The following is a 25,485-nucleotide window of genomic DNA, read 5'->3' on the forward strand; positions in this document are numbered from 1 at the left end:
CGAGGAGTGACGAAGTCATCGACGAGCGGTCACGCAAAGACCGTGACGCCCCGTTCCGTCACCACAGCATCCAGGCGCTGGTCGAACTCGTCCGTCGGCACCGCGTCCACCTCCTGCGCCGCGAAGGCGAACCCCACCGCCAGCACGGGCCCCCGCGACCGCAAGAGCTGCAGCGTCCGGTCATAGAAGCCCCCGCCATAGCCCAGCCGATAGCCGCGCCGGTCCCAGGCCAGAAGCGGCACGATCAGCACCTCGGGTTCAACCCAGGCACCCTCCTCGGGGATCATTGCCTTGAAGGCGCCTTCCACCAGCCGACACCCCGGCGTCCATTCCCGGAACCGCAACGGTGCGGCCCTTGCGACGATCACCGGCACGCCTACCGGCCCCTGATGCGCCGCCATCGCCGGCAGGGGGTCGATCTCGGTCCGCATCGGCATGTATCCCGACAGGACCTTGCCCCGATGCTTCGAGAGAAGATCCGCAAGGATTTCTGCCGCCTGCCCCTGCCCTGCCGCAAAGGCCTCGGCCCTGCGGGCAAAGGCCGCCGCCCGCGCCGCCGCCTTGACATCGCTCATAACAGCATCACCGTCGCGAGGCCCAGGAAGGCAAAGAATCCCATCACATCCGTCAGGGTGGTCACGAATGTCCCCGAGGCCAGAGCCGGATCCATCCCCAGCCGGGTCAGCGTCAGGGGCACCAGCACGCCGCCCAGCGCCGCGACGATCTGATTCACGATCATGGCCATCGCCAGCACCAGCCCCAGATGCCAGTCCCCGAAGATCAGCGTCCCCGCCACGCCCAGAATCAGCGCCAGGCCGACGCCGTTCAGGATTCCGGCCCCGAGCTCGCGCCAGACCACGCGCGCGGCGTTGGCCTGGGTCAGGTCGCGCGTGGCCAGCGCCCGGACCGCCACTGCCAGCGACTGGGTGCCCGCGATCCCGCCCGTGGACGCCACGATGGGCATCAGCGCCGCCAGCGCCACCAGCGCCGCGATCGTCGCCTCGAACCGGCTGATCACCAACGCCGACAGCGAGGCGGTAGCGAGGTTCACCACCAGCCAGGGCAGGCGCTGCCGTGCCGTCTCGAACGCCCCGTCGTTCACGCTCGCCTCGTCGCCCACCCCGGCCAGGCGCAGCATGTCCTCCTCGTGTTCTTCGTCCAGCACGTTCATCGCATCGTCGATGGTGATGACCCCGACCAGCCGGCCCGAGGCATCCACCACCGGACAGGAGATCAGGTGATACTGGTTGAAGATGTAGGCCACGTCCGCTTCCGGGTCGGTGGCCTCGATGGTGCGGAAACTGTCCTCGGTGATCTCGGCCAGCTTCGCCTCGCGGCCCGAGGACAGGATGCGCCCCAGCGTGGCGTAGCCCACCGGCTTCATCCGCGGATCGACCAGGATCACGTGGTAGAACTGATCCGGCAGGTTGTCGGCCTTGCGCAGATAGTCGATGGTCTCGCCCACGGTCCAGTGTTCGGGGGCCACCACCACCTCGCGCTGCATCAGACGGCCGGCGGAATACTCCGGATAGGACATCGCCTGCTCGACCGCCACGCGGTCGGCATCCTCCAGCGCGTCGAGGATCACCTCCTGCTGCGGCTGGTCAAGATCCTCCAGCAGGTCCACGACATCGTCGGTTTCCAGATCGCGCACCGCCTCGACAAGGACTTCGCGTGGCAGGGCCTCGACCACCTCCTCGCGGATGTCCTCGCTGATCTCGGAGAGGATCTCGCCGTCGATCTCGTGCGACCACAGCGCCAGCAGAGCCTTGCGGTCGGCCGGTCCGATCTGTTCCAGCAGGTCGGCGATGTCGGCGGCATGCAGCGGCTCCAGCAGCGCATCGACGGCCTCGCGGTTGCCCGCCTCGACCGCCTCCAGCACCGCATCGATGCGCGCCTGGTCCAGCACCTCTTCCTCGGTCTCGGCCAGATCTTCCGCCATGCTTCCCCCGTCCGATTGCCGCGTCCCCGGCGAAAACAGTTTCGCCGAAACCGAAGCAGCGGGCAAATTTACCCCGGACCGGAATGCCCTTAGTCTGCTGGCGTGGCAAGGGGATAACGTCCATGGATCTACTGATCGGCCAGGTCATCCGCTTCGAGGGCGACCCGTTCCGCGACGGCATCGAGGCCGCGCGCCATCACCGCCGGGGCGCGGTCGCGGTGGATGGGGGCCGCATCGTCGCCGTGGGCGAGGCCGATGACCTGCGCGCCCGCTACCCGCAGGCGCAACGGCATGACCACGGCGACCGGCTGATCTCGGCCGGGTTCATCGACGCCCATGTCCACTATCCCCAGACGGCGATCATCGCCTCGTGGGGCAAGCGGCTGATCGACTGGCTGAACAGCTACACCTTCCCCGAAGAGATGCGCTTTGCCGATCCCGCCTATGCGCAAGAGATCGCGAACCGCTACCTCGACCTGGTTCTGGCGTGCGGGACCACTACCGTCTGCTCCTACGCCACGATCCACCCCGCCAGCGTGGATGCCTTCTTCACCGCGGCGCGGGCGCGCGGCCTGCGGGCCTTTGCCGGCAAGACCTGCATGGATCGCAACGCGCCAGAGAGCCTGCGCGACACGGCGCAATCGGCCTACGACGACTCGAAACGCCTGCTGGAGAAATGGCACGGGGTGGACCGCCTGTCCTATGTCATCACCCCCCGCTTCTCGCCGACCTCGACGCCCGAACAATTGGCGGCCCTCGGCGCGCTCTGGCGGGAATATCCCGACTGCCTGATGCAGACCCACCTCTCCGAACAGACCGACGAGATCGCCTGGGTCCGCGACCTCTTTCCGCAATCGCGCGACTATCTCGACACCTACGAGGCGCAGGGCCTGTTGCGCGAAGGCGCGGTCTATGGCCATGCCATCCACCTGACCGACCGCGAACGCGCGCGGCTGGCCGAGGCGGGGGCCTCGCTCATTCATTGCCCGACCTCGAACACCTTCATCGGCTCGGGCCTCTTCGACATGACGCTGGCGCAGCACCTTCGCGTCGGGTTGGCCACCGACACCGGGGGCGGGTCGAACTTTTCCATGCTGCACACCATGGCCGCCGCCTACGAGGTGGCGCAGCTGCGCGGCCAGTCGCTGCATCCCGCGCAGCTCTGGTGGCTGGCGACGCAAGGCTCTGCCCGTGCGCTGCATGCCGAGGACAGGATCGGCAACATCGCCCCTGGGATGGAGGCAGATCTGGTGGTGATCGACCTCGCATCGACCCCAGCCATCGAACAGGCGACACGGCGGGCCGAGACGCTCTGGCAGCAGCTTTTCCCGACGATCATGATGGGCGACGACCGCGCCGTGGCCGAGGTCTGGGTGGGTGGGCAAAGGCGCGGTTGAAAGTCGATCGAACCAGCGCCAATGTCTGGTGCATGGCGCGCCTTGGTGCCGATCACCCGCCCCCGGATGGCTGACACTCATGGTCGACCGCAGATCCCTTTTGCTGAAGCATATCGATGTTTCGGAACAAGGTATTGAAATTGCTCCATATTTCAATCCAACCCTTGCAAAGCGCGACGGCTACCGGGTTCTTACGGTCGATGTCTTCGATACCGCCACTCTCCGGCAGAATGCGCTTGCGGATCCGGGTGTTCCCGACGACCGGATTGCCGAGATCGAGGAGGTCGACATCGTGTGCGATGCCTCCTCGCTGGGACAGGCCGTGACCGGCCTGGGCAAGCAGGGACAGTTCGGCTACGTCCTCTCGTCGCACAATTTCGAGCATCTTCCGGATCCGATCCGCTTCCTGCAAGGCTGCTCGATCGCCCTGGCGCCGGGTGGCGTCCTCAGCATGGCGGTGCCCGACGGGCGGGCCTGTTTCGATCATTTCCGGATGCCGACCCGCCTGTCCGACTGGCTGCAGGCCTACCATGGCCAGCGCAGCCAGCCGTCGCCCGAAACCATCTTCGATTCGCTCTCGAACCTGGCCCAATACGGCCGGGGCGGCAATCTTGCCGTAGGCTGCGACATCAGCCTTGACGATCCGCGTCACTTCCAGCCCATGAATGATCTCGCCGCTGCCTATGCCGAATATCTGGAGCGGATCTCCTCGCCTCAGCCCTATCGTGACACGCATTGCACGGTCACCTTTGGCGCGGCACTGGAAAACATGCTTTGGGATCTGCGCTTTCTGGGCCTTGTCGATCTGGAGATCATCGAGGTCACCGAGACTCTGGGGCAGGAATTCTTTGTCCACATGCGAAAGCCCGTGACGTCCGCTCCTGTTGATTCCAAGGCCTTCTACGCGGCGCGTGCAGTTCGGCTTCGCAAGGTGGTGGACGGTCTGGGGACCGCCGGCTTCGGGCGGCCCGGTCCGGGGCAATCGGCGGTGTCGCTCACGGCGCAGCGGGCGGTCCGAAGGTCGAAGTCCTTCATCGAACGCCTGCTGCCGACAGGGACCGTCGCGTCGATCCGTTCCTGGAACCGCCGCCGCAAGGAACGCCGGCACTGAACCTGCCTTTCCTGGCCGAGGCCAGGAAACCTGCGCGGTCCTGCGCGGTATCGGATCCGGGCCACGGCACCGCGCCTACCCACGCCGCAACAGGCCAGCCCGGCATCCCAAGTCCGAGGGTCGTCCTGTGCGTCGCACCGGATCCGGCCGGATCACTCGGCCAGTTCCCAGCCGTCCGGATAGAAGTCGTGCCGCAGGGCGATCTCGGTGGCGATGCGTTCCCGCTCCCAGATCGCCTCGGGCGTCACCGGAATGGGGCCGATGGCGGCAATCAGCGTCTCGCCGTCCTTCAGCCGCCGGGTGCGGAAACCCGCCTGCCGCAAGGCCCGCTCGAAGGCCGGCCACGAGGCATCCAGCTCCTCGATGAAGAAGGCATATTCCACAACCGCCGTCTTCGGCAGGCTGACCCCCTTCGACATGCGGAAGGTCTGGAACGTCTCGCGCCGCTGGGCGGCATAGTCGTGCGGCATGGGCGGCCTCCTGCGGCCGTTCTAGCCTAGTCGGCGCGTGTGCAGAAGCCCCGCTCGAAGGCCGCGTCCCAGGTCCAGTCGCTGGCGTTCAGCGCCTCGAACCCGACCGGTTCCAGTTGCCGCGTCGTCCCGTTCTCGGTCGAGGTCATCCGCCACAGATCCACCTCGCAGTCGCGGGTCTCGGGCGGGCCATCGAGCGCCTGGAAGGTCGAATGCCCGGCATAGCCGACCACCGTGTACTGGTTGTCGATGAACTGAAGCTGCGTCACCGACCGGCCCTCGGCTTCTTCGTCGGCGTATTCGACCACGATCTGCAGGATCGCGCCGTCCGGGCCATCCAGCACCTCCAGCGCCTGCCGGGTGGCAAAGGCACCCAGCGCGATCGCGGGGTTGTCGAACTCCGGCTCGGCGTCGGGCGAAGGGACGCCCTCCATCGCCCCGTTCCAGATCGTCAGCCGCAGCTTGTCCTCGTTCTGGGTCAGGCGCGCCAGGAAGAAGAACCCCTGGTTCGACGCCCCCGCCCAGTTGCCGCTGGCCTCGGACAGGACGGTCTGCGCACCGGCGGGCAGGGCGAGGATCATCGACAGGATCAGGGCGGACAGCTTGTGCATTGGGGTCTCCGGTTGCAGGTGGCCGGAGAATGCCCGGCCCGGGCCGCTGGCGAAAAGGCCGGAAAACCCGATGCGCTAGCCGGCAAGCCGGACGGCCAGCCGACGCTGCTGCTCCAGCAGACGCGGAAGGTCCAGCGTGATCAGCTGACCGTCCCGCACGATCTGCCGTCCCTCGACGATCAGGTCGCGCACCCGGCTCGGCCCGCACAGGATCAGCGCCGCCACCGGATCCCAGGCGCCTGCCGCCTCGACGCCCCGAAGGTCCCAGATCGCCAGATCGGCACGCTTGCCCGGCTCGACCGAACCCAGGTCATCCCGCCCCAGCACCTGCGCACCACCCAACGTGGCGATCTCCAGCGCCTCGCGCGCTCCCATCGCGTCTGCCCCCCGCGCCACGCGCTGCAAGAGCATGGCCATCCGCGCTTCGGAAATGAGGTTGCCCGCATCGTTCGACGCCGAGCCGTCCACGCCCAGCCCCACCCGGCACCCCGCGTCCCGCATCGCCCGGATCGGCGCGATGCCGGATCCGAGTCTACAATTCGAACATGGGCAATGGGAAATTCCGGTCCGTGACCGGTTGAAAAGTTCAATTTCCGAACCATCCAGCTTGACGCAATGGGCATGCCAGACATCGGCACCGGTCCAGCCCAGGTCCTGGGCATACTGGCCCGGACGACAGCCGAAGCGTTCCAGCGAATAGGCGATGTCCTCGTCGTTCTCGGCCAGATGGGTATGCAGCATCACCCGCTTGTCGCGCGCTAGCAGGGCGGAATCGCGCATCAGCTCGCGGCTGACCGAGAAGGGCGAACAGGGCGCGAGGCCCACCCGCACCATCGCCCCCGGCCGGGGATCGTGGAAACGGTCCACCACCCGGATCATGTCCTCGAGGATCGCCGTCTCCGTCTCGACCAGGCTGTCCGGCGGCAGGCCCCCGGCGCTTTCGCCGATCGACATCGCGCCGCGCGTGGGGTGGAAGCGCAGGCCGACCTCCCCTGCCGCGGCGATGGTGTCGTCCAGCCTTGCCCCGTTGGGAAAGAGATACAGGTGGTCCGAGGTCAGGGTGCAGCCCGACAGCGCAAGCTCGGCAAGCCCGACCTGGGCCGAGACGAACATCTCCTCCGGCCCGAAACGCGCCCAGATCGGATACAGCGTCTTCAGCCAGCCGAACAGCAGCGAATCCTGCCCGCCCGGCACCGCCCGTGTCAGCGTCTGGTAAAGGTGATGATGCGTGTTCACCAGCCCCGGCGTGACCACGCAGCCCCGCGCCTCGATCACTTCGACGCCTTCGTCAGACAGGCTCGGCCCAACCCCGGCAATGATGCCGCCGCGGATCAGCACGTCTGCCCCACGCAGTTCGGACCGCCGGGCGTCCATCGTCGCCACCACATCGGCATTGCGGATCAGGATGTCGGGCATCGGTGCACCTTTTGCGCACCCTTCGGTTTCATGGGAAACCCTGGCGGGTCGTCAGAAGGGCGAAGGACACGACCGGCACAGGCAGGATAGCCCGCGACCGGGCAGGCCGGCAACCTTCCGCTCCGGAGGAAGGTGCTTCAAACGCAGCCGAAAGGCGCGAGCTGCCAGCGGGCCTCAGCCGTTCAGCAGCGCCAGCGCCTCGGCGTGCAGCTCGCGGCTCGCCGCTGCCAGGATCTGCCCGCCGTCCAGCGCCGGACGACCCTGCCAGTCGGTGACGATACCGCCCGCCGCCTCGATCACCGCGATCGGGGCCTGCACGTCATAGGCCTGCAATCCCGCCTCGATCACCAGGTCGATCTGGCCCGCCGCGATCAGCGCATAGGCGTAGCAGTCCGTCCCGTAGCGCACCAGCCTTGCCCCCGCCGCGACGCGGCGGAAGGCCGCGCCCTCCTCGGGCGTGCCGACTTCGGGGAAGGTGCTGAACAAGAGCGCCTCGCGCAGGGGCCGCGCCGCGCGCACGCCCAGCGCCGCCTCGCCCATCGGGCCCTTCATGCGGGCCCGGCCAAGCCCGCCCTCGAAGCGTTCGCCGATATAGGGCTGGTCGATGATGCCATAGAGCACCCCTTCCGCATCGCGGACCGAGATCAGCACGCCCCATGTCGGCGTGCCGGCCAGATAGCTGCGCGTCCCGTCGATCGGATCCAGCACCCAGGTCAGACCGCTCGATCCGGGGACCGTGCCGAATTCCTCGCCGAGGATCCCGTCGTCCGGGCGGCGGCGCGCAAGAACCTCGCGCATCCGCTCTTCGGACAGACGGTCCGCGGCAGTCACCGGATCGAACCGGTCGGTTTCCTTGTTTTCGGCCACCAGCGCGCGAGTCCTGAAATGCGACAGGGTGGCAACGCGCGCGACATCGGCCAGTTCATGCGCCGTGGCGACCAATTCCGCCGCAAGCGCCGCTGAAACCCGCATGATTCCTCTCCGACCTTGAAGGGGCCCGTGGCCCCGCCCCCGGCGCTAATGGCGCGCGGGGGCAAGGTCAAGGCAGTCAGGCGGCTTCCGAGAGAACCCGGGCCAGGTCGAACAGCCGACGACGCTGCGCCTCGGGGATGGCGTAGTAGGAGCGCACCAGTTCCAGCGCCTCCTTGTCCGACATCATGTCGCCGTGGGCATAGGTCGTCGCGACCTGACCATCGGCGAGACCTTCGAAGAAGAACGAGATCGACACGCCCAACGCATCGGCGATGTCCCAAAGCCGGGAGGCGCTGACCCGGTTCATGCCGGTCTCGTACTTCTGGATCTGCTGAAACTTGATTCCGACCTTGTCGGCCAGTTGCTGCTGCGTCATGCCAACCATCCAGCGGCGGTGACGGATGCGCTTGCCGACATGTGCGTCTACGGGATGCTTCATTCTATACTCCAACAACGAGTGTCTATTCCCCTCGCAGTCCTCTAAGCAAGTTCCATGCCAACTCCGCGGAATGGACAGAGCCCCAGAAAAAAATCTTCGGCCGCCCGAAAACCTGTCCTTTTGGACAAGTCGAATTATACGCGCGTATAACACACGGTGTGGTTGTCCTTACCGGGCGAAGAAACGCACAAGACCGAATCAGAACTCTCCTCAAAGTGGTATCGCATTTCGCATTGCATTTTGCACGTGCCCCACAGGGTCTTTTGCAGAATGCGAATAAACGGGTCGTGGCATTGCAAGAAACGGTGTAGCAGCCAAAGATCTTACACCGTAAGTAGTAGAAACAACCCTTCGAATTGGAGCCAATCATGCAGGCCTGGCAGGTCAGCGAACCCGGCGGCGCCCCGACGCTCGGCTCGATCGACACCCCGGTTCCCGTTAAAGGCGAAATCGTTGTCCGCGTGGAAGCAGTCGGGCTCAACTTCGCGGATATGCTCTCGATCCAGGGCAAGTACCAGGTCCGACACCCGTTTCCCTATGTGCCGGGCATGGAACTCTCGGGCGTGGTCGAGACGCTGGGCCCGGAGACCGACGGGCCGGCTCCCGGCACCCGGATCTTGTCCACCTGTCCCTCCGGCGCCCTTGCCGAACGTGTGGCCCTGCCCGCTACCCGGGTCTGCCCGCTTCCCGATTGCATGAGCTTTGTCGAAGCCGCCGGTTTTCCCATCGCCTACGGAACCTCGCATCTGGCACTGACGCATACGGCGCGGCTGCGGGCGGGCGAGACCCTGTTCGTGACCGGCGCCGCCGGCGGCGTGGGGCTGACGGCGGTCGAGATCGGCAAGCGGCTGGGCGCAAGGGTCATCGCCTCCGCCCGCGGGAAAGACCGGCTGGAGATCGCCCGTGCCGCGGGGGCGGACGTGCTGATCGACAGCGAGGCGCCCGGACTGAAAGAGGCGCTGCGGGCCGAAGGCGGCGTCGATGTCGTCTATGACGCTGTCGGCGGGCCGGCCTTCGATGCCGCGCTGCGCGCCTGCCGACCCGAGGGGCGGCTTCTTGCGATCGGTTTCGCCTCGGGCGAGGTTCCGCAGATCCCGGCGAACCTCCTTCTGGTGAAGAACCTCACCGTTTCGGGATTCTGGTATGGAGGGATGGAGACACACGCTCCGTCCCTGGTCGCCGCCAGCTTGGCCGAGCTTCTGCGCTGGCGGGCCGAGGGGCTGATCCGTCCCCATGTCAGCCACGTCCTGCCCTTTGACGCCTTTCCCGAGGGTCTGGCACTCTTGCGCGACCGCAGGGCGACCGGAAAGGTCGTGATCCGGGTTCAGCAGCAGTAGGCCAGGCGCAGCTCGGCCATGAGCATGTCCACCGCCTCGCCCGTCGCCGCCGGCGAACGGTAGAGCGCAAGCTTCATCTCGCCCAGCGCCGGCAGCTGGTTCTCGGCCTCGATCACCTCGGTATCGGCCGGGATGTTGCCCAGCATCCGGGCCGAGACCGCCAGGTCGGCGGCCACCATCGCCTCGACCGCCTGCTCGCTTTCCCCGCCAGTCGCCAGCTCCCACGAGATCCCGGCCCGGTCCAGCGCCGCCTGAGCCGCCGGGCGAAAGATGCAGCCGTCCTTGAAGCCCAGGCGCAGCGGCCGGCGCTGCCAGGCGGTGCCTTCCGGAGCGCCGACCCAGACCAGCGGCCGCGCGCCCAGAACCTCGGCGCCGGGATCGGGGCTGTCCTCGGTGGTCACGATCACGTCGAACCCGCCGCGGGCGAACTCCTGCTTCATGGCAATGGTGAAGGACGAGACCAGGTTCACCTGCACCCGGGGATAGGTCTGCGCCATCCGCTTCAGGATGCCGGGGATCGCCGGATAGACCACGTCATGCGGCACCCCCAGCCGGATCGTGCCACAGCAGGCCGTGGCGTTGAAGCGCGACAGCGCCTCGTCGTTCAGGGCCAGCATCCGGCGGCCGTAGGACAGAAGCTGCTCGCCCTCCGGCGAAAGCGCCAGCTTGCGCGCCGCGCGCAAGAACAGCTGCATCCCCAGCGACTCCTCCAGCCGCTTGATCTGCATGGAGACGGCGGATTGCGTCAGGTTCAGATAGCCCGCCGCCCGCGTCACCCCGCCCACATCGGCGACGGTGACGAAGGACCGCAGGGCGGCAAGGTCGAGATTGCGCGGCATATCACAAATCCTGATGGATGGCGTCACGATCATTCGTTTCCATGATGCATCAGAGTCTGGCATCGTTCAAGCATCCTGATCGACCCTGACACCGCCATCACGGAAACCGATGAAAGGCCCCGCCATGCGCTCCTTCGCCCTGTCCCGCACGCTTCGTTCCGCCCCGCCCCGCCTCTCCCTGCCGCGCCGGATCTGGCATGCCCTGATGCTGGCCCGGACCCGCCGCGCCCTTGCGCGTCTCGACGACCACCTCCTTGCCGACATCGGCCTCAGCCGCGAAGACGCCGAAGCCGAGGCGCGGCGGCCCCTCTGGGATGCGCCGTCGCATTGGCAGGACTGAAAGGTTGACAGTTTTCGGCATGATCCGGGCCGGAAACGCTTGAAATGAACCTGTGCGATACCGATATTCGACCCACGAGGTCGCGCCGGTTCCCCCGGCGTTGCCCTTAGGGACAACATCGGAGGCTTCACATGGCTCAATTTGACACGGTCCGCAGCGTAGGCGTCGGCGCCCGCGCGCAGATCGACGAAGGGCTTCGCGCCCACATGAACAAGGTTTACGGGCTGATGTCCGTGGCGATGCTGGTCACCGCCGGCGTTGCCTGGGCGGTCGGCTCGTCCGAACAGCTGTTCTCGATCCTGCGGAACCCCGCGACCGGCTCGATGACCATCCTCGGCTGGGTGGCGATGTTCCTGCCGCTGATCATGGTCTTCGCCTTCGGCGCGCTGATCAACCGGATGTCGGCCGCGGCCGCACAGCTGTTCTTCTACGCCTTCGCGGCGGCGATGGGCCTGTCGCTGGCCTGGATCTTCCAGGTGTTCACCGGCGTCTCCATCGCGCAGACCTTCCTCATCACCGCGATCTCCTTCGCAGGCCTGTCGCTCTACGGCTACACGACCAAGCGTGACCTGAGCGGCATGGGCACCTTCCTGATGATGGGTCTGATCGGCCTGATCGTCGCGATGATCGTGAACCTGTTCCTCGCCTCCTCGGCGCTGGCCTTCGCGATCTCGGTGATCGGCGTGCTGATCTTCGCCGGCCTGACCGCCTTCGACACCCAGCGGATCAAGACCGACTACATCCAGCATTCGGTGGCGATGGACCAGGAATGGCTGGGCAAGTCCGCGATCATGGGCGCGCTGACGCTCTATCTGGACTTCATCAACCTGTTCATGTTCCTGCTCCAGTTCCTGGGCAACCGGGAATAGGGCAGGCGGAAGCACCCTTGGGCGGGGCCGGTCTTCGGACCGGCCCTTTTCCATTCCGGCGCTCAGATTGCGGTCTGGCGCAGGTTGGCCATCATCCTGATCGCAGGAAAGACGATCCCGGGCGCCAGCGGCACGTCGACCGGATGCAAGGCCCTGAACCCAAGCGCCTGGTAGAAGGGCACCGCCGTCCGGGTGGACAGGCAATCCAGCCATTCCACCCCCGCCTTCCGAGCATCCAGCATCACCCTGCCCATCAGCGCCCGGCCGATCCCCCTCCGGGTCAGGTCGGGGTCGGTCGCAACATGCCGGACGTGGCCGCTGCCACCGCTGCCCTCTGGTCCCAGCGGATTTCCCCGGGTCCACCCCCCTGCCGCCAGCACCCTGCCTGCCCCGTCCTCGGCCAGGAAATAGTTCCCCGAGGCCAGAAGCTCGGGCCGGGCCCGGGCGATCCTCGGAATCGCCAGCACCATGATCGAGGGGGGATAGTCCGCCGCCAGCAGACGCGGATAGCTGCGGGCCAGCAAGGCGTCCACGGCAGCGATGTCGGCCGGAGAGGCCTGCCGGACAGAGAGTGTAGGTGTCATCTTCCGGCAAATGGAGCGCCGGCACCAAAAGGAAAGGGCTGCCGGGTCAGACGACCGCGCCGAAGAGGCGCCCCACGCCAAAGGTCACGGCCATGGCCACCGCACCCCAGAAGGTGACCCGCGCCACCGCGCGCGGGATGCTCGCTCCGCCCGCCCGCGCTCCCACGGCACCAAGCAGCGCCAGGAACACCAGCGCAAGCCCGGTGACCCACAGCGCGATCTGCGCCTCGGGGGCAAGGGCGGCAGCGGCCAGCGGCAGGGCCGCCCCCACTGCAAAGGTCAGCGCCGAGGCCCCCGCCGCCACCAGCGGCCGCGCCTCGGTATGCTCGAAGATGCCCAGCTCGTCGCGCACATGCGCGGCCAGCGGGTCCTTCGCATGCAGGGCTGCGGCCACCTGCTGCGCCAGATCGGACGGCACGCCGCGGGCCTCGTAGATGCCGGCCAGGGCGCGCAGCTCCTCCTCCGGGTCGGCTGCGATCTCGGCCCTTTCGCGCGCGATGTCGGCGGCTTCAGTGTCCGATTGGGACGAGACGCTGACATATTCCCCTGCCGCCATCGACAGCGCCCCGGCCGCCAGCCCGGCCGCACCCGCGACCAGCACCTCGGCCCGACCCGAGGCTGCCGCGACGCCGACGATCAGCGCGGCGGTCGAGACGATGCCGTCATTCGCGCCCAGGACCGCCGCGCGCAGCCAGCCGACACGTGCGACGTAATGCTCTTCCCGGTGATTGCGTTCCATGGCGCCTCTCCTCTGACTTCAGCCAGAAAGGACGGCAAACGGCCGCCGGGTCAATGACATAGGTCAGGACAACGCAAGCGCGGGCTTAACAGGACCAAAAACTCAAAAGGCCGCGCCCCGGAAGGCACGGCCCCTGAAACGACAGAACGGCAGATCCTACTTGATCTTGCCTTCCTTGTACTCGACGTGCTCCCGCTTCACGGGATCGTATTTCTTGACGACCATCTTCTCGGTCATCGTCTTGGCGTTCTTCTTGGTCACGTAGAAGTGGCCCGTGCCCGCGGTCGAGTTCAGGCGGATCTTGATGGTGGCGGGCTTCGCCATGGTCGTATCTCCTGCATCGGGGAATCCCCATGGGCCCCGGTAAAATCCTTGAAGCCCGCCTTTTAGCCAAGCGGACGGCAGAGTCAACCGGTATCGGCGCGCTTATTGCCACATCGCGGCGCGCAGTTCCCAGGGCGTGACCTTCCCGTCGCCGTCGCTGTCGGCGGCATCGTACTGCGCCTTCTCGGCGGCCAGGAATTCCGCCGCCGTGACCTTGCCGTCGCCGTCCGCATCCTTCGCGGCAAAGCGCGCGGCATGGCGCTCCTGCATGGCCTGCGACATGGCTCGGGGGTTCATCATCCCCATTCGGCCCGCGCCCATCTCGTCCGGCGTCAGCGCGCCGTCACCGTCGGCATCCATCGCGGCGAACATCGCCTCGGCATGGGCCGAAGCCTCTTCGGCCGAGACATCGCCGCTCTGATCGGTATCGATGGCCGCCATCATGCCGCCGCCCGGCCCCATTCCGCCCGGTCCCATTCCGCCCGGTCCCATGCCAAAGCCCGGAGCCTGACCATAGCCGGGACCACCGCCCCAGCCCTGCCCCATGCCGGGCGACATGCCCGGCCCCATTCCGGGACCCATGCCCGGCCCCATGCCCTGCCCCGGCATCTGCCCGTATCCGGGACCCTGCCCATATCCCGGACCGCCGGCCCAGCCCTGACCCATGTTCCAGCCGGGACCATTGCCCCACCAGCCCCATCCGGGCTGGCCCTGCGCCAACGCCGGCACGGCGCCGGACAGTCCCAGTACGGCAACCACTGCAAAAGTCCTGAACATCGCGCGCTCTCCTGTCTCTGGCGTCGGATTGACACCGCGCGGTCAGACAACAACGCTCATGCGCCACCCGCGTTGACGCAGGTCAAGCACACGGCATCGTGACCGCCCCCTGACCGGAGAGGAAGGCAGAACTGCGCGGAGAGCCTGTAAGCCGGATTCTGTCCGGGGCCACACCTTGCGGCGGTTCCCCTGGATGACCATTCCTCTGCCGACCGTGTCGCCACGGCGGTCAAGCTGCCAACCCGGGCCTCTCGGGCGTTGGCATCCCTGCGGGCGGTATCCCGGACCAAGATCCGGGACCAGCCCCCGCGCGAGGCCCCTATTTGGCATTGCTCCGGGTGGGGCTTGCCGTGCCGGTCCGGTTGCCCGTCCCGCGGTGGGCTCTTGCCCCACCGTTTCACCATCGCCCTGCATGCAGGGCAGTCTGTTCTCTGTGGCGCTTTCCCTGGGGTTGCCCCCGCCGGGCATTACCCGGCACCCTTGCCAACGGGAGTCCGGACTTTCCTCGAGTGTCGCCACCCGCGGCCATCCAGCCCTCCGCGCGCGGCTCAGTTAGGCGCTGACCGCCGCCCCGTCAACCGCTATCCGCCGCAGACCCGCCGCAAGCGCGCGGTCTTTTGCGTCCAGCGGGCCGGTCGCCCAGGGGCGAAAGCGCAGCCGGAAGGCCGCAAGCAAGACGTCCGGCGCGGCCTCCGGGTAGCCGAAGGCGCGAAGATCGGCCAGAAAGCCCGCCATGTCCGGCGCAGAACCTCCCTCTCCCCCCGTGGGGGGGGGATGGGGTGGGGGGGCTTCCGAGGCCGGGGACTCGGGCCAGACCGCCAGCCCCTGCAGGGCCAGCCGCCGCCAGTCGAAGCGTGGTCCGGGGTCGCCCTTGCGCTCGGGCGCCATGTCGCTGTGGCCGATCACCGCCTGCGGCGGCAGTCCGTGGCGCTTCAGCACAGCGGCCAGCAGACCCTCCAGTGCCCGCATCTGCGGCTCGGCGAAGGGCCGATTGCCCGGGTTGGCCAGTTCGATCCCGATCGACCGCGAGTTCACGTCCCCCTCTCCCGCCCAGGCCCCCGCACCGGCATGCCAGGCGCGAAGGGCCTCGTCCACCAGCGCGTGCAGAGTGCCGTCCTCGTCGATCAGGTAATGCGCCGAGACCTCGGCCGCAGGGTCGCACAGCCGCTCCAGCGCCTCGGCACAGCTGGCCATGGCGGTGTAATGCAGCACCACCAGCTCGACCCGCCTGCCCCGCCGGTCCCCGAAATTCGGCGACAGGCGCGTCAGGCTCACTGCAGGGCGGTGCGGAACGGGCGCGGATCCCAGGCGCAGGCAAAGCCGTCACCGTCGGGATCAACGCCCAACCGGTCGCGCTCCGGCCCGCCCTTGGCCAGGAAATCCTGTTGCGCCTTGTCGGACGAGGGATACTTGGCGCAGGCCGCGTTCACGTCGCGGACCCCGAGGCCGGACCGCTTGTACATCTGCACGCCCGGCGCATGCTTGGTCGCCAGCGCGAACTCCACGATGTTCGGACCGGTATCGCCCGGACGCGTCGGCAGGTCCCTGGGCTGCACCACGACGTATTCGGCGCGGTTCCGTGCGATCCGCTCGGCGTCGCTCTCGATGGTCTCGCGCGCCGAGACCGCGCTGAAATCCTGTTCGTCCGAGATGCCGGCGTGGCTCGCGACCTCGCCCGATTCCACCTTGATTCCGGCCGGCGGCCCGCCGCGCGGACGGGACGAGCTGTCCGCCAGGGTGGGCGCGGCGGCGGGCGCTGCCGCCGGGGCCACCGGCGCTGCGGCAAGCGGCGCCGATGCGACGGGGGCGACACCCTGCGCGCGGTCGATCGCCGCTGCGGCGGCGGCCGGGTCGAAGCCTCCGCCCGGCGGCGGCACGGTGACGGGGGCGCCGACCGGGCCCGGGGCGGCACCGCGAACATAGCTGTTGTAGTCCTGGAATCCGACACCCGACCCGCTGTCGGTCGTCGTCGGGGTGCAGGCGGCCAGCATCAGCGCAGCAGAAGTTACGCCAGCGGCGGAAAGAAAGGTTCGGCTCATTACTGCCTCGACGGGTGCATTTCGGCGCCCATTACCACCATTTTTCCGGCTTGGCCACAAAGCCCGCCCGCGATTCCAACACATGTGCGTAATTCAGCAACTGCGCTTCCTCCCAGGGGCGGCCGATCAGCTGCAAGCCCAGCGGCAGGCCCTGCGTGTCCAGACCGACCGGCACCGCCACGCCTGGAAGCCCCGCAAGGTTCACCGTGACGGTAAAGACATCGTTCAGATACATCTGCACCGGATCGGCATCCGCCATCTCGCCCAGACCGAAGGCCGCGGATGGCGTGGCCGGGGTCAGGATCGCGTCCACCCCCTCGGCAAACACCGTCTCGAAATCGCGCTTGATGAGGGCGCGGACCTTGCGCGCGCGGTTGTAATAGGCGTCGTAGAACCCGGCCGACAGCACATAGGTGCCAACCATCACCCGGCGCTGCACCTCGGGGCCGAAGCCCTCGGCCCGGGTCTTTTCGTACATCTCTGTGACGCCGTCGCCGGCCGCCAGCTTCGCCCGGTGGCCATAGCGCACCCCGTCATAGCGGGCGAGGTTCGATGACGCCTCGGCCGGCGCGATCACATAGTAAGCGGGCAGCGCGTATTTCGTGTGCGGCAGGCTGATGTCGCGCACCTCGGCGCCCGCGTCCCGCATCATCTCGATGCCGCGCGCCCACAGCGCCTCGATCTCCGCCGGCATGCCGTCCATCCGGTATTCCTTCGGGATCCCGATGACCTTGCCGCGGATGTCCCCGGTCAGCGCCGCCTCGAAATCCGGCACCGGAATGTCGGCGCTGGTCGAATCCTTCGGGTCGTGCCCCGCCATCGCCTGCAACATGATCGCCGCATCGCGCACCGATTTCGTCATCGGCCCGGCCTGATCCAGCGACGAGGCAAAGGCCACGATCCCCCAGCGGCTGACCCGCCCGTAGGTCGGCTTGATCCCGACGATCCCGGTGAAGGCCGCAGGCTGCCGGATCGACCCGCCCGTGTCGGTCCCCGTGGCGCCCAGACACAGGTCCGCCGCCACCGCCGCCGCCGAGCCGCCCGAGGATCCGCCCGGCGTCAGCAGCCGATCATCCACCTTCCACGGGTTCACCGCATTGCCATAGCAGCTCGTCTCGTTGCTGGAGCCCATGGCGAATTCGTCCATGTTCAGCTTGCCCAGCATCACCGCGCCGGCCTCGAACAGCTTCGACGTGACCGTGGATTCATACTCGGGCCGGAACCCCTTCAGGATGTTGGACGCCGCCTGGCTCGGCACGCCCTTCGTGCAGAACAGGTCCTTGATCCCCAGCGGAATCCCGCACATCGAGGGCGCATCTCCCGCCTTCAGCCGCGCATCCGCCGCCCGCGCCTGTTCCAGCGCGATCTCGGGCGTCTTGTGGACGAAGGCGTTCAGCCCGTCGCCCGCGTCGATCGCCGTCAGGCAGGCCATGGTCAGATCGACCGCCGAGATCTCGCCCTTGCGCAGCGCATCCCGCGCCGCCGCGATGGTCCAGCTGTTCGCGCTCATTCCACCACCTTCGGCACCGCAAAGAACCCCTCGCGCGCGTCCGGCGCGTTCTTCAGCACCTGCGCCTGGATATTGCCGTCCGTCACCACGTCCGGCCGCCGCTTCAGCCGCATCGGCGTCACGCTGACCATCGGCTCGACCCCGGTCACGTCCACCTCGTTCAGCTGCTCCATGAAGCCCAGGATGCCGGACAGCTTCTCCGCCAGCGCGGGCAGATCGCCTTCCTCCACCCGGATGCGCGCCAGCTTGGCCACCTTGCGCGCGGTGTCGATATCAATGGCCATGGGGCCCCTCCAACGGTTTGGCCCCGTTTAGCCGGGGGGCTGGCCCTTCGCAAGCATGTGACGCCGATAGACCTCGATCATCCAGCCCAGCATCAGCGCGTTCAGAAGATGCCACAGGAAATGCGTGCCCAGCGGCAGGGCCGCGCAGACCGGCCCGTCCAGCGTGCGGAAGGTCAGGCTGGCGACCAGGATCGCCGCCCCCAGCGCCAGCCCCCGCCCCGTCCTTCTCCCCGTCCCGGGCGCCACCCGACCCACGGCCCAGGCATAGGCCAGGATCAGGGGCGGGATCGGCGCATAGGCGGCGGACGATCCCAGCGGCAACAGCGCCCCGAGCACCGCCCCGGCGCCCGCGGCATAGGGCAGGAACCCGGCCACCGCGATCCAGGGCCACCAGCCGCGCCGGCCCAAGAGGTCGCGGGTCGCCGCATACAGGTAAAGCAGGATGAAGCCCAGAATCGGCAGCACGTCCATCAGCGCGGTCAGGCGGTTGGCATGGGTGTGGAACAGCCACGACCCCAGCCCGATCACCCCCAGCACCCCGCACATCGCCCGCGCCAGCGGCAACCCCGCCGTCCGCCGCCACATGATCAGGGCCGCGACCAGGAAGGCCACGTTCGTCAGCGCGTTCACCGGCTCGGCCCAGTAGGCGGCCGAGGTCCGCTCGCAGTAGGCGTCGATGGGCTGGAACATGGTTGTCATCTCTCCGTCAGCCCTAGATGGTAGCGCCGGTCGGGATCGTCATCCCGAAAGACCAGAAGGAGAGACCCATGCAGATCACCTGGCTCGGCCATTCAGGCTTCCGCATCGAGATCGAAGAGGCCGTCCTGCTGATCGACCCCTGGCTTACCGGCAACCCGGTTTTCCCCGCCGGAAAGGAGGACGAGGCCGTCGCCGGGACCACCCATATCCTCTTGACCCACGCCCATGGCGACCACGCCTCCGACGCCGCACGGCTGGCGCGCAAGCTGGGGGTCAAGGTCCATTGCATCCACGAGGTCTCGGAATGGCTGAACGCCCAGGGCGGCGTCGAAACCGTGGGCTTCGGCAAAGGCGGCACGCTGATGCTGAACGGCGCGAAGGTGACGATGGTCCACGCCGTCCACTCCGCCTCGATCGACTTTGCCGGCAAGGGCCTTCTGCCCGCGGGCTCGGCCGCCGGGTTCATGATCGCAGGCGAAGGCCACACGATCTATGTCTCGGGCGATACCGACATCATGGCCGACATGGCCTGGATGGCCGAATACCACCAGCCCGACATCGGCATCCTGTCCTGCGGCGGGCACTACACGATGGACATGGAGCGCGCCGCCTGGGCCGCGCGCAAGTATTTCAACTTCCGCTGGGTGATCCCCTGCCACTACAAGACCTTCCCGATCCTCGCCCAGGATGCCTCTGCGCTGCGGGCGGGGCTGCCCCCGGGGATCGAGGTGATCGAACACGATGTGCTGGACCCGATCGCATTCTGAGCCGGCGGTCCCGACATGGTTTACGGATGCCTGACGTACGCACCCATGTCTTTGCAATCATTTCGGTTTGCCGGAGTGTCCAGCGTGGTCACTGACCGCGCCGTCCGGCAAAGAACCCCTTCAGCAGCGCCTCGGCCTCCGCCGCCCCGATCCCGTCATAGACTTCGGGGACGTGGTGGCACTGGGGATGGCTGAACACCCGCGCCCCTACCGCCACGCCCCCAGACTTCGGGTCCGCCGCCCCGTAGTACAGCCGCCCCACCCGGGCCGCACTGATCGCGGCGGCACACATCGGACAGGGTTCCAACGAGACATAGAGATCGCAGCCGACCAGCCTTTCCGAGCCCAGCACCCCGCAGGCCGCGCGGATCGCCAGCATCTCCGCATGGGCGGTGGGATCGGCCAGTTCCCGCGTCCGGTTTCCCGCCCGCGCCACCACCGCCCCGTCCCGCACCACAACCGCACCCACCGGCACCTCGCCCCTGGCCGCAGCCGCCCGCGCCTCCTCCAGTGCCAGGTCCATGAACGACCGGAACCCTTCGCGTTGCTCTTTCATCTGTCCTCAAATATCCTCGGGGGTCCGGGGGTGGAAAACCCCCGGGGCTGGCCACCCCGCGCCCAAGGATCACCGTGATGGCGCCGAAAGACAAGCTGCCCCCCGCGAAGGACTCCCCCGAGGGCGAGCGCATCGCCAAGGTCCTGTCCCGCGCCGGCATCGCCTCGCGCCGCGAGGCCGAGCGGCTGATCGAACTGGGCGAGGTCAAGGTCAACGGCAAGGTCATCACCTCGCCCGCCCTGAACGTCACCGCGAAGGACCGCATCACCGTCCGCGGGGAACCGGTCGGCCAGCCCGAACCGCCCCGCCTCTGGCTCTATTACAAGCCCGAGGGCCTCGTGACCTCGGCCGCCGACGAAAAGGGCCGCGACACCGTCTTCGACCACCTGCCCGAGAACATGCCCCGCGTCATGTCGATCGGCCGGCTCGACCTCAATTCCGAGGGCCTCCTGCTCCTGACGAACGACGGCGAACTCAAGCGGCGCCTCGAACTCCCCTCGACCGGCTGGCTGCGGAAATACCGGGTGCGGGTCAAGGGCAACCCCACCGACCCCGACCTCGAACCGCTGCGCAAGGGCGTGACCATCGACGGCGAGAAATTCCAGCCGATGGAGGTCAGGCTCGACCGCCACCAGGGCGCCAATGCCTGGCTGACGGTGGGCCTGCGCGAGGGCAAGAACCGCGAGATCCGCCGCGCGATGGCCCATATCGGCCTGACGGTGAACCGGCTGATCCGCATCTCCTACGGCCCCTTCCGCCTGAACGAGCTGAAGCCGGGCGAGGTCGAGGAGGTCAAGCCCCGCATCCTGCGCGACCAGCTCGGGCTGGGCGAAAGCAGTGCTCCGGCAAGGCCCGCGCGAAAGACGGCGGGCGGACCCGCGGCCAAGCCGGCTCCGAAGCCGGCCGCGCGCCCGGTCGCGAAACCCGCCGGTTCGACCGTCTCGGCAAAGCCGGCCAAGCCCCGGCTCAAGCCGGGCGAGGGCTTGCGCCAGTTGTCCGACGCCTGGGCCGAGGCGACCCGACCGTCGGCCCGCAAGAACAGCGACCGCGCAGAAGGCGGGCGCCCCCCTCGGCCCGGTGCCCAGCGCCCGGGCGGGCCTCGGAAGGGCTGAGCAGGCGGCTCCACAGGCCCGGCCTGGACGCTCCGTGCCGGGGGAGAAATCCTGCCGAATTCCCCCCGGCAATGCTGGCAAGGCATCGACTCCTCGGCTAATGTCGAAGCGGTCGCAATGGCAGGAGGTCACGCAATGTCGGGAACCGGGCTCCGGAACCTCTCGCTGGTCCTTCTGGTGTTGCTTGTGGCCTACGTCGCCTGGTCCGGGGGCGCGTGATGGCCGAACGCTACGGCGGCAAGTATTCGCCCCAGTCCAACCGTCCTCCGGTTCAGCCCCCTGCCCCCGCCGACATCCGGCCCAGGGGCGGCTGGCGTACCTCCGTCCTGTTCCTGACCGCCTTCCTGTTCCTGTTTCCCGCCTTCGGCGACGGCCCGCGCGAGATGCTGATGGGCCTTGCCGCCGGCGGCCTCCTGATCCTTTCCGCCTGGCTCACGCGCGAGGGGCAAAGGGCCGAGGCTGCCTACGACGCCCGCAGGATCGCCCGCCGTCCGGCCTTGCCGCGCAAGCTGGTCGGAGCGGTGCTGACCGGGGCGGCTTTGCTTGTCGGCGGGCTGATCGCGGACCACGGGGTCGTCTATCCGCTGCTCTTCGCGCTTGTGGGCGCCGGCCTGCATCTGGGGGCCTTCGGGCTGGACCCGATGGCCGACAAGGGGATGGAAGGGATCGACGCCTTCCAGACCGGGCGGGTTGCAAAGGCGGTGGAGGAGGGCGAGGCCCATCTCGCCGCCATGCGCGACGCCATCCTGCGCGCCGGCGACCGGGCTCTGGAGCGGCGGGTGGACCAGTTCGCCGCGACCGCACGCGGCCTGTTCCGCACCATCGAATCCGACCCGGGCGACCTGACGGCCGCACGCAAGTACCTGTCGGTCTATCTGATGGGCGCGCGGGACGCGACGGTGAAGTTCGCCGACCATTACGCGCGCAGCCGCGATGCCGCAGCTCGCACGGATTACGAGACGCTCTTGTCCGATCTCGAAACGACCTTCGCAGAAAAGTCGAAGACCTTCCTTACGAACAGTCGCAGCGACCTGGACGTCGAGATCGCCGTCCTGCGCGACCGACTCAAGCTTGACCATTGACCTGAAGGGAAAAATCCGATGTCCGAATCCGTCCAAGCCAATGCCCAGGCCCTTCTGACCGAGGTCGAGAAGGTCAGCGCCGTCATCCTGCCCGAACCCATGGCCGAGGTCGTGCCGCTGGAAGAGGCCCCCGCGCCCCAGGCCGAAGCGATCCGCAAGCGCATGGCCGAGGTGGACCTGACCAGCACGCAGTCGATCATCTCCTTCGGCTCCTCGGCCCAGGCCGAGCTTCAGGTCATCAGCCAGGCGATGTTGCAGGATGTAAAGAACAAGGATGTGGGCCCTGCGGGCGACTCCCTGCGCAAGATCGTGACCACGATCCGCGGCTTCGCCGCCGAGGAGCTGGACCTGCGCCGCGAGGCCAGCTGGTGGGAACGCCTGCTGGGCCGCGCCGCGCCCTTCGCCGAATTCGTCGCGAAGTACGAGGAAGTCCAGGGCCAGATCGACCGGATCACCAGCGAGCTCCTGACCCACGAGCATACCCTGCTCAAGGATATCAAGAGCCTGGATTTGCTGTATGAAAAGACGCTGGGCTTCTACAACGAGCTTGCGCTTTACATCGCGGCCGGCGAGGCCAAGCTGGCCGAGACCGACACGGTCACGATCCCGGCGAAAGAGGCCGAGGTCGCCGCCGCGCCCGAGGCCGACAAGGTGATGAAGGCGCAGGAACTGCGCGACCTGCGCGCCGCGCGCGACGATCTGGAACGGCGGGTGCATGACCTGCGGCTGACGCGGCAGGTGACGATGCAGTCCTTGCCCTCGATCCGGCTGGTGCAGGAAAATGACAAGTCGCTGGTCACCAAGATCAACTCGACGCTGGTGAACACGGTGCCCCTGTGGGAAACCCAGCTGGCCCAGGCGGTGACGATCCAGCGCTCCAAGGAGGCAGCCGAGGCGGTGCGCGACGCCAACGACCTGACCAACGAACTCCTGAAGTCGAACGCCGAGAACCTGCAACAGGCCAACAAGGTCGTGCGCGAGGAGATGGAGCGTGGTGTCTTCGACATCGAGACGGTCCGCGAGGCCAATGCGACGCTGATCGCCACGATCAACGAAAGCCTGGCCATTGCCGACGAAGGCAAGGCGCGGCGCGCGGCGGCCGAGGCCGAACTGGTGAGGATGGAGGCGGAACTGCGCGACACCCTGGCGGCGGCGAAGGCGCGTCAGTCCGCCCCGCAGGCTTCGGCCTGAGGCCCGGCGCGACGGCATGGCACGCGGAAGGACAGCCAGATCGCTCTTGACCGGCGCTGCGTGCCTTGCCCTGTCGGGCTGCATTGCCTCGGCGCCCGGCACCGGCACCGCGCCGCCGGTGCCGGAACCCCCGGCGCAACCGCTTCCCCCCACGCCGAAAAGTGCCGCCGCCATCGCCTATTTCGCCCAGGTGCAGCAATCGCTCCTGTCCCAGGGCATGATGCGGACCGATCCCGGCACCGACATCCCCTTCACCGACCGGTTGCTGGCCGAGAACTTCATGCGCATCGCGCTCTTCGACGAATACCGCCGTGACGCGGGCGGCTTCGTGCGGGCGGAAACCGAAAGCAGCCTGCGCCGCTGGGAAATCCCGATCCGGATCGGCCTGCGCTTCGGCGCTACGGTTCCGCCCGAACGACAGGCCACCGACCGGGCGCGCGTCGCCAGTTTCGCCGCGCGCCTGTCGCGGATCACCGGCCATCCGATCTCGATCGACGACCGCGCGCCGAACTTCCTGATCCACTTCGTCTCGGAAGACGAACGCGAGGCGCTGGGGCCCGTGATCCGCGCCGCCCTCCCGGGGCTCGGCCCGGCCGAGGTCGCCGGAATCACCGCCATGCCGCGCTCCACCTACTGCCTCGTCTATGCGCTGGCCGACAGCCGGACGGGCGCCTATACCCGCGCCTTCGCGGTGATCCGCGCCGAACATCCCGACCTGTTGCGCCTCTCCTGCCTGCACGAGGAACTGACGCAAGGCCTTGGACTGCCGAACGATTCCCCCCGCGCGCGGCCCTCGATCTTCAACGACGACGAGGAATTCGCGCTCTTGACCGATCACGACGAGCTTCTCCTGCGCATCCTCTACAGCCCCGAGCTTCGCCCCGGCATGTCAGCGGCCGAGGCCCGCCCCATCGTCAATTCCCTTGCGCGCCGGCTGACCGGCGGCGACAGTTGATCCAGAAACGGAGGGTCCCATGGTCTTCGATTTCCTCAAGGGCGAATTCATCGACGTCATCTCCTGGCTGGATGACACGCGCGACACGATGGTCTGGCGGTTCGACCGGCGCGGCCAGGCGATCAAGTATGGCGCCAAGCTCACGGTGCGCGAAGGCCAGGCGGCGGTCTTCATCCACGAAGGCCAGCTGGCCGACGTGTTCGGCCCCGGCCTCTACATGCTGGAAACCAACAACCTGCCGATCCTGACCACGCTCCAGCACTGGGACCACGGCTTCCAGTCGCCCTTCAAGTCCGAGATCTATTTCGTCAACACCACGCGCTTCTACGACCTGAAATGGGGCACCAAGAACCCGATCATGGCGCGCGACCCCGAATTCGGCCCGGTGCGGCTCCGCGCCTTCGGCACCTATTCGATGCGCGTGACCGACCCCGGCAAATTCATGACCGAGATCGTGGGCACGGACGGCGAGTTCACCGCCGACGAGATCAGCTTCCAGATCCGCAACGTGATCGTGCAGGAGGCGTCGCAGGTGCTGGCCAAGTCCGGCATCCCGGTCCTCGACATGGCGGCGAACCTGAAGGACCTCGGCAAGATCATCGCCAATGCGATCGCCCCGCAGGTCGGCGAATACGGGTTGTCGATCCCGGAATTCTACATCGAGAACATCAGCCTGCCGGAAGAGGTGGAAAAGGCGCTGGACAAGCGCACCTCGATGGGCGTGGTGGGCGACCTGAACCGCTACATGCAGTTCAACGCGGCCGAAAGCATGTCGCAGCCGGGCAGCGCCATGGGCTCGGCCATGGGCGCCGGGATGGGCATGGGCATGGGCGCCGAAATGGCCAGGAACATGGGGCCCTGGGGCGCCCAGCCCGGCGCGGCCGCCGCACCGCCGCCTCCGCCCCCGCCGCCGCCCGCGGGCAAGCAATGGCATCTGGCGGTCGATGGCGCGACCTCAGGCCCCTTCGGCGAAGGCGACCTCGCGCGCATGGCTTCCGAGGGTCGGCTTGGCCGCGCGACCATGGTCTGGACCCCCGGCCAGGACGGCTGGAAGATGGCCGCCGAGACCGAGCTTGCCCGCCTTCTGGACCAGGTGCCGCCCCCGCCGCCGAAACCCTGATTT

29 protein-coding genes and 1 other RNA gene are annotated in these 25,485 nt (G+C 67.8%); 11 read left to right on the plus strand and 19 right to left on the minus strand.

What is annotated here, in order from left to right; translation table 11 throughout:
- Positions 1–29: 29 nt before the first annotated feature.
- A complete protein-coding gene (locus FL625_RS08560; protein WP_149588238.1) occupies positions 30–575 on the minus strand; it encodes a 5-formyltetrahydrofolate cyclo-ligase in 546 nt (181 codons plus the stop codon).
- Complete coding sequence (gene mgtE, locus FL625_RS08565) at positions 572–1,942, minus strand: magnesium transporter (protein WP_149588239.1); 1,371 nt, start codon at positions 1,940–1,942, stop codon at positions 572–574. Before mgtE ends, FL625_RS08560 begins: the two co-directional genes overlap by 4 nt.
- 122 nt (positions 1,943–2,064) lie before the next feature.
- Here mgtE and guaD point away from each other — a divergent pair, with 122 nt between their 5' ends.
- On the plus strand, positions 2,065–3,339 hold the full coding sequence (gene guaD, locus FL625_RS08570; RefSeq protein ID WP_149588240.1) for a guanine deaminase: 1,275 nt from the start codon (positions 2,065–2,067) through the stop codon (positions 3,337–3,339).
- 79 nt (positions 3,340–3,418) lie between these two features.
- A complete protein-coding gene (locus FL625_RS08575) occupies positions 3,419–4,450 on the plus strand; it encodes a class I SAM-dependent methyltransferase (RefSeq protein WP_149588241.1) in 1,032 nt (343 codons plus the stop codon).
- A 152-nt stretch (positions 4,451–4,602) separates the two neighbouring features.
- Here the strand turns inward: FL625_RS08575 and FL625_RS08580 are convergent, their stop codons facing one another.
- The 5 genes from FL625_RS08580 to FL625_RS08600 all read right to left on the minus strand — a co-directional run bounded on the left by FL625_RS08580 (position 4,603) and on the right by FL625_RS08600 (position 8,358).
- Positions 4,603–4,920, minus strand: coding sequence for a ribonuclease E inhibitor RraB (locus FL625_RS08580; protein WP_149588242.1), 318 nt, complete (start codon positions 4,918–4,920; stop codon positions 4,603–4,605).
- A 26-nt stretch (positions 4,921–4,946) separates the two neighbouring features.
- Positions 4,947–5,531, minus strand: a complete 585-nt coding sequence (locus tag FL625_RS08585) for a hypothetical protein (protein ID WP_149588243.1) — start codon at positions 5,529–5,531, stop codon at positions 4,947–4,949.
- 75 nt (positions 5,532–5,606) lie between these two features.
- Positions 5,607–6,947: an 8-oxoguanine deaminase gene (locus FL625_RS08590; RefSeq protein WP_149588244.1), complete on the minus strand. Its 1,341-nt coding sequence runs from the start codon at positions 6,945–6,947 to the stop codon at positions 5,607–5,609.
- Positions 6,948–7,121: 174 nt separating this feature from the next.
- Positions 7,122–7,919 carry an inositol monophosphatase family protein gene (locus tag FL625_RS08595; protein ID WP_149588245.1) on the minus strand — a complete coding sequence of 266 codons (798 nt, stop codon included), beginning with the start codon at positions 7,917–7,919 and terminating at the stop codon, positions 7,122–7,124.
- A 76-nt stretch (positions 7,920–7,995) separates the two neighbouring features.
- Entirely contained in the window at positions 7,996–8,358 is a 363-nt protein-coding gene (locus FL625_RS08600) for a helix-turn-helix domain-containing protein (protein WP_149588246.1), read from the minus strand.
- A gap of 368 nt (positions 8,359–8,726) precedes the next feature.
- Between FL625_RS08600 and FL625_RS08605 the strand changes: the two genes are divergently transcribed.
- Positions 8,727–9,695: an NADPH:quinone oxidoreductase family protein gene (locus FL625_RS08605; protein ID WP_149588247.1), complete on the plus strand. Its 969-nt coding sequence runs from the start codon at positions 8,727–8,729 to the stop codon at positions 9,693–9,695.
- Here FL625_RS08605 and FL625_RS08610 read toward each other — a convergent pair.
- Positions 9,683–10,534: a LysR family transcriptional regulator gene (locus FL625_RS08610; protein WP_149588248.1), complete on the minus strand. Its 852-nt coding sequence runs from the start codon at positions 10,532–10,534 to the stop codon at positions 9,683–9,685. The two genes, FL625_RS08605 and FL625_RS08610, sit on opposite strands and share 13 nt — an antisense overlap.
- A 124-nt stretch (positions 10,535–10,658) precedes the next feature.
- On the opposite strand from FL625_RS08610, the gene FL625_RS08615 reads away from it, so the two are divergent.
- Positions 10,659–10,874: a DUF1127 domain-containing protein gene (locus FL625_RS08615; protein WP_200833914.1), complete on the plus strand. Its 216-nt coding sequence runs from the start codon at positions 10,659–10,661 to the stop codon at positions 10,872–10,874.
- A gap of 131 nt (positions 10,875–11,005) precedes the next feature.
- A complete protein-coding gene (locus FL625_RS08620; protein WP_149588250.1) occupies positions 11,006–11,743 on the plus strand; it encodes a Bax inhibitor-1/YccA family protein in 738 nt (245 codons plus the stop codon).
- 62 nt (positions 11,744–11,805) lie between these two features.
- Here FL625_RS08620 and FL625_RS08625 read toward each other — a convergent pair whose 3' ends face one another.
- From FL625_RS08625 to FL625_RS08670, 10 genes are all read right to left on the minus strand, one after another.
- Positions 11,806–12,327 (minus strand): GNAT family N-acetyltransferase, encoded by a 522-nt coding sequence (locus tag FL625_RS08625; RefSeq protein ID WP_149588251.1) that lies wholly within the window; start codon positions 12,325–12,327, stop codon positions 11,806–11,808.
- 46 nt (positions 12,328–12,373) lie between these two features.
- Positions 12,374–13,066 carry a VIT1/CCC1 transporter family protein gene (locus FL625_RS08630; RefSeq protein WP_149588252.1) on the minus strand — a complete coding sequence of 231 codons (693 nt, stop codon included), beginning with the start codon at positions 13,064–13,066 and terminating at the stop codon, positions 12,374–12,376.
- Positions 13,067–13,222: 156 nt separating this feature from the next.
- Entirely contained in the window at positions 13,223–13,390 is a 168-nt protein-coding gene (gene rpmG, locus FL625_RS08635; protein WP_149588253.1) for a 50S ribosomal protein L33, read from the minus strand.
- 102 nt (positions 13,391–13,492) lie between these two features.
- A complete protein-coding gene (locus tag FL625_RS08640; protein WP_149588254.1) occupies positions 13,493–14,167 on the minus strand; it encodes an EF-hand domain-containing protein in 675 nt (224 codons plus the stop codon).
- Positions 14,168–14,298: 131 nt separating this feature from the next.
- Positions 14,299–14,708, minus strand: an RNA gene (rnpB, locus tag FL625_RS08645) — RNase P RNA component class A.
- A gap of 11 nt (positions 14,709–14,719) precedes the next feature.
- Positions 14,720–15,442, minus strand: a complete 723-nt coding sequence (locus tag FL625_RS08650; RefSeq protein ID WP_235019360.1) for an N-acetylmuramoyl-L-alanine amidase — start codon at positions 15,440–15,442, stop codon at positions 14,720–14,722.
- Positions 15,439–16,206 carry a hypothetical protein gene (locus FL625_RS08655; protein WP_149588255.1) on the minus strand — a complete coding sequence of 256 codons (768 nt, stop codon included), beginning with the start codon at positions 16,204–16,206 and terminating at the stop codon, positions 15,439–15,441. The genes FL625_RS08650 and FL625_RS08655 overlap by 4 nt, the downstream gene beginning before the upstream one ends.
- Before the next feature lie 31 nt (positions 16,207–16,237).
- Complete coding sequence (gene gatA, locus FL625_RS08660; protein ID WP_149588256.1) at positions 16,238–17,716, minus strand: Asp-tRNA(Asn)/Glu-tRNA(Gln) amidotransferase subunit GatA; 1,479 nt, start codon at positions 17,714–17,716, stop codon at positions 16,238–16,240.
- Positions 17,713–18,000, minus strand: a complete 288-nt coding sequence (gene gatC, locus FL625_RS08665) for an Asp-tRNA(Asn)/Glu-tRNA(Gln) amidotransferase subunit GatC (protein WP_149588257.1) — start codon at positions 17,998–18,000, stop codon at positions 17,713–17,715. The genes gatA and gatC overlap by 4 nt, the downstream gene beginning before the upstream one ends.
- A gap of 27 nt (positions 18,001–18,027) precedes the next feature.
- Positions 18,028–18,690 carry a ceramidase domain-containing protein gene (locus FL625_RS08670; RefSeq protein WP_235019361.1) on the minus strand — a complete coding sequence of 221 codons (663 nt, stop codon included), beginning with the start codon at positions 18,688–18,690 and terminating at the stop codon, positions 18,028–18,030.
- Between the two features lie 77 nt (positions 18,691–18,767).
- Here FL625_RS08670 and FL625_RS08675 point away from each other — a divergent pair, with 77 nt between their 5' ends.
- Positions 18,768–19,466, plus strand: coding sequence for a metal-dependent hydrolase (locus tag FL625_RS08675; RefSeq protein WP_149588259.1), 699 nt, complete (start codon positions 18,768–18,770; stop codon positions 19,464–19,466).
- Between the two features lie 88 nt (positions 19,467–19,554).
- Here the strand turns inward: FL625_RS08675 and FL625_RS08680 are convergent, their stop codons facing one another.
- Positions 19,555–20,022 (minus strand): nucleoside deaminase, encoded by a 468-nt coding sequence (locus tag FL625_RS08680; protein WP_149588260.1) that lies wholly within the window; start codon positions 20,020–20,022, stop codon positions 19,555–19,557.
- Between the two features lie 77 nt (positions 20,023–20,099).
- On the opposite strand from FL625_RS08680, the gene FL625_RS08685 reads away from it, so the two are divergent.
- The 5 genes from FL625_RS08685 (at position 20,100) to FL625_RS08705 (ending at position 25,482) form a co-directional block, all read left to right on the plus strand.
- The gene (locus FL625_RS08685) at positions 20,100–21,134 is read left to right on the plus strand and encodes a pseudouridine synthase (RefSeq protein WP_149588261.1); all 1,035 of its coding nucleotides are present in this window, start codon (positions 20,100–20,102) and stop codon (positions 21,132–21,134) included.
- A 218-nt stretch (positions 21,135–21,352) separates the two neighbouring features.
- Positions 21,353–22,216 (plus strand): 5-bromo-4-chloroindolyl phosphate hydrolysis family protein, encoded by an 864-nt coding sequence (locus FL625_RS08690; protein WP_149588262.1) that lies wholly within the window; start codon positions 21,353–21,355, stop codon positions 22,214–22,216.
- Between the two features lie 18 nt (positions 22,217–22,234).
- Positions 22,235–23,407 (plus strand): toxic anion resistance protein, encoded by a 1,173-nt coding sequence (locus FL625_RS08695; RefSeq protein WP_149588263.1) that lies wholly within the window; start codon positions 22,235–22,237, stop codon positions 23,405–23,407.
- A gap of 16 nt (positions 23,408–23,423) precedes the next feature.
- The gene (locus FL625_RS08700; protein ID WP_149588264.1) at positions 23,424–24,362 is read left to right on the plus strand and encodes a DUF2927 domain-containing protein; all 939 of its coding nucleotides are present in this window, start codon (positions 23,424–23,426) and stop codon (positions 24,360–24,362) included.
- 19 nt (positions 24,363–24,381) lie between these two features.
- Positions 24,382–25,482: an SPFH domain-containing protein gene (locus FL625_RS08705; RefSeq protein WP_149588265.1), complete on the plus strand. Its 1,101-nt coding sequence runs from the start codon at positions 24,382–24,384 to the stop codon at positions 25,480–25,482.
- Positions 25,483–25,485: the final 3 nt, after the last annotated feature.

Source organism: Tabrizicola flagellatus, from assembly GCF_008271465.1.
Taxonomy (GTDB): Bacteria; Pseudomonadota; Alphaproteobacteria; order Rhodobacterales; family Rhodobacteraceae; genus Tabrizicola; species Tabrizicola flagellata.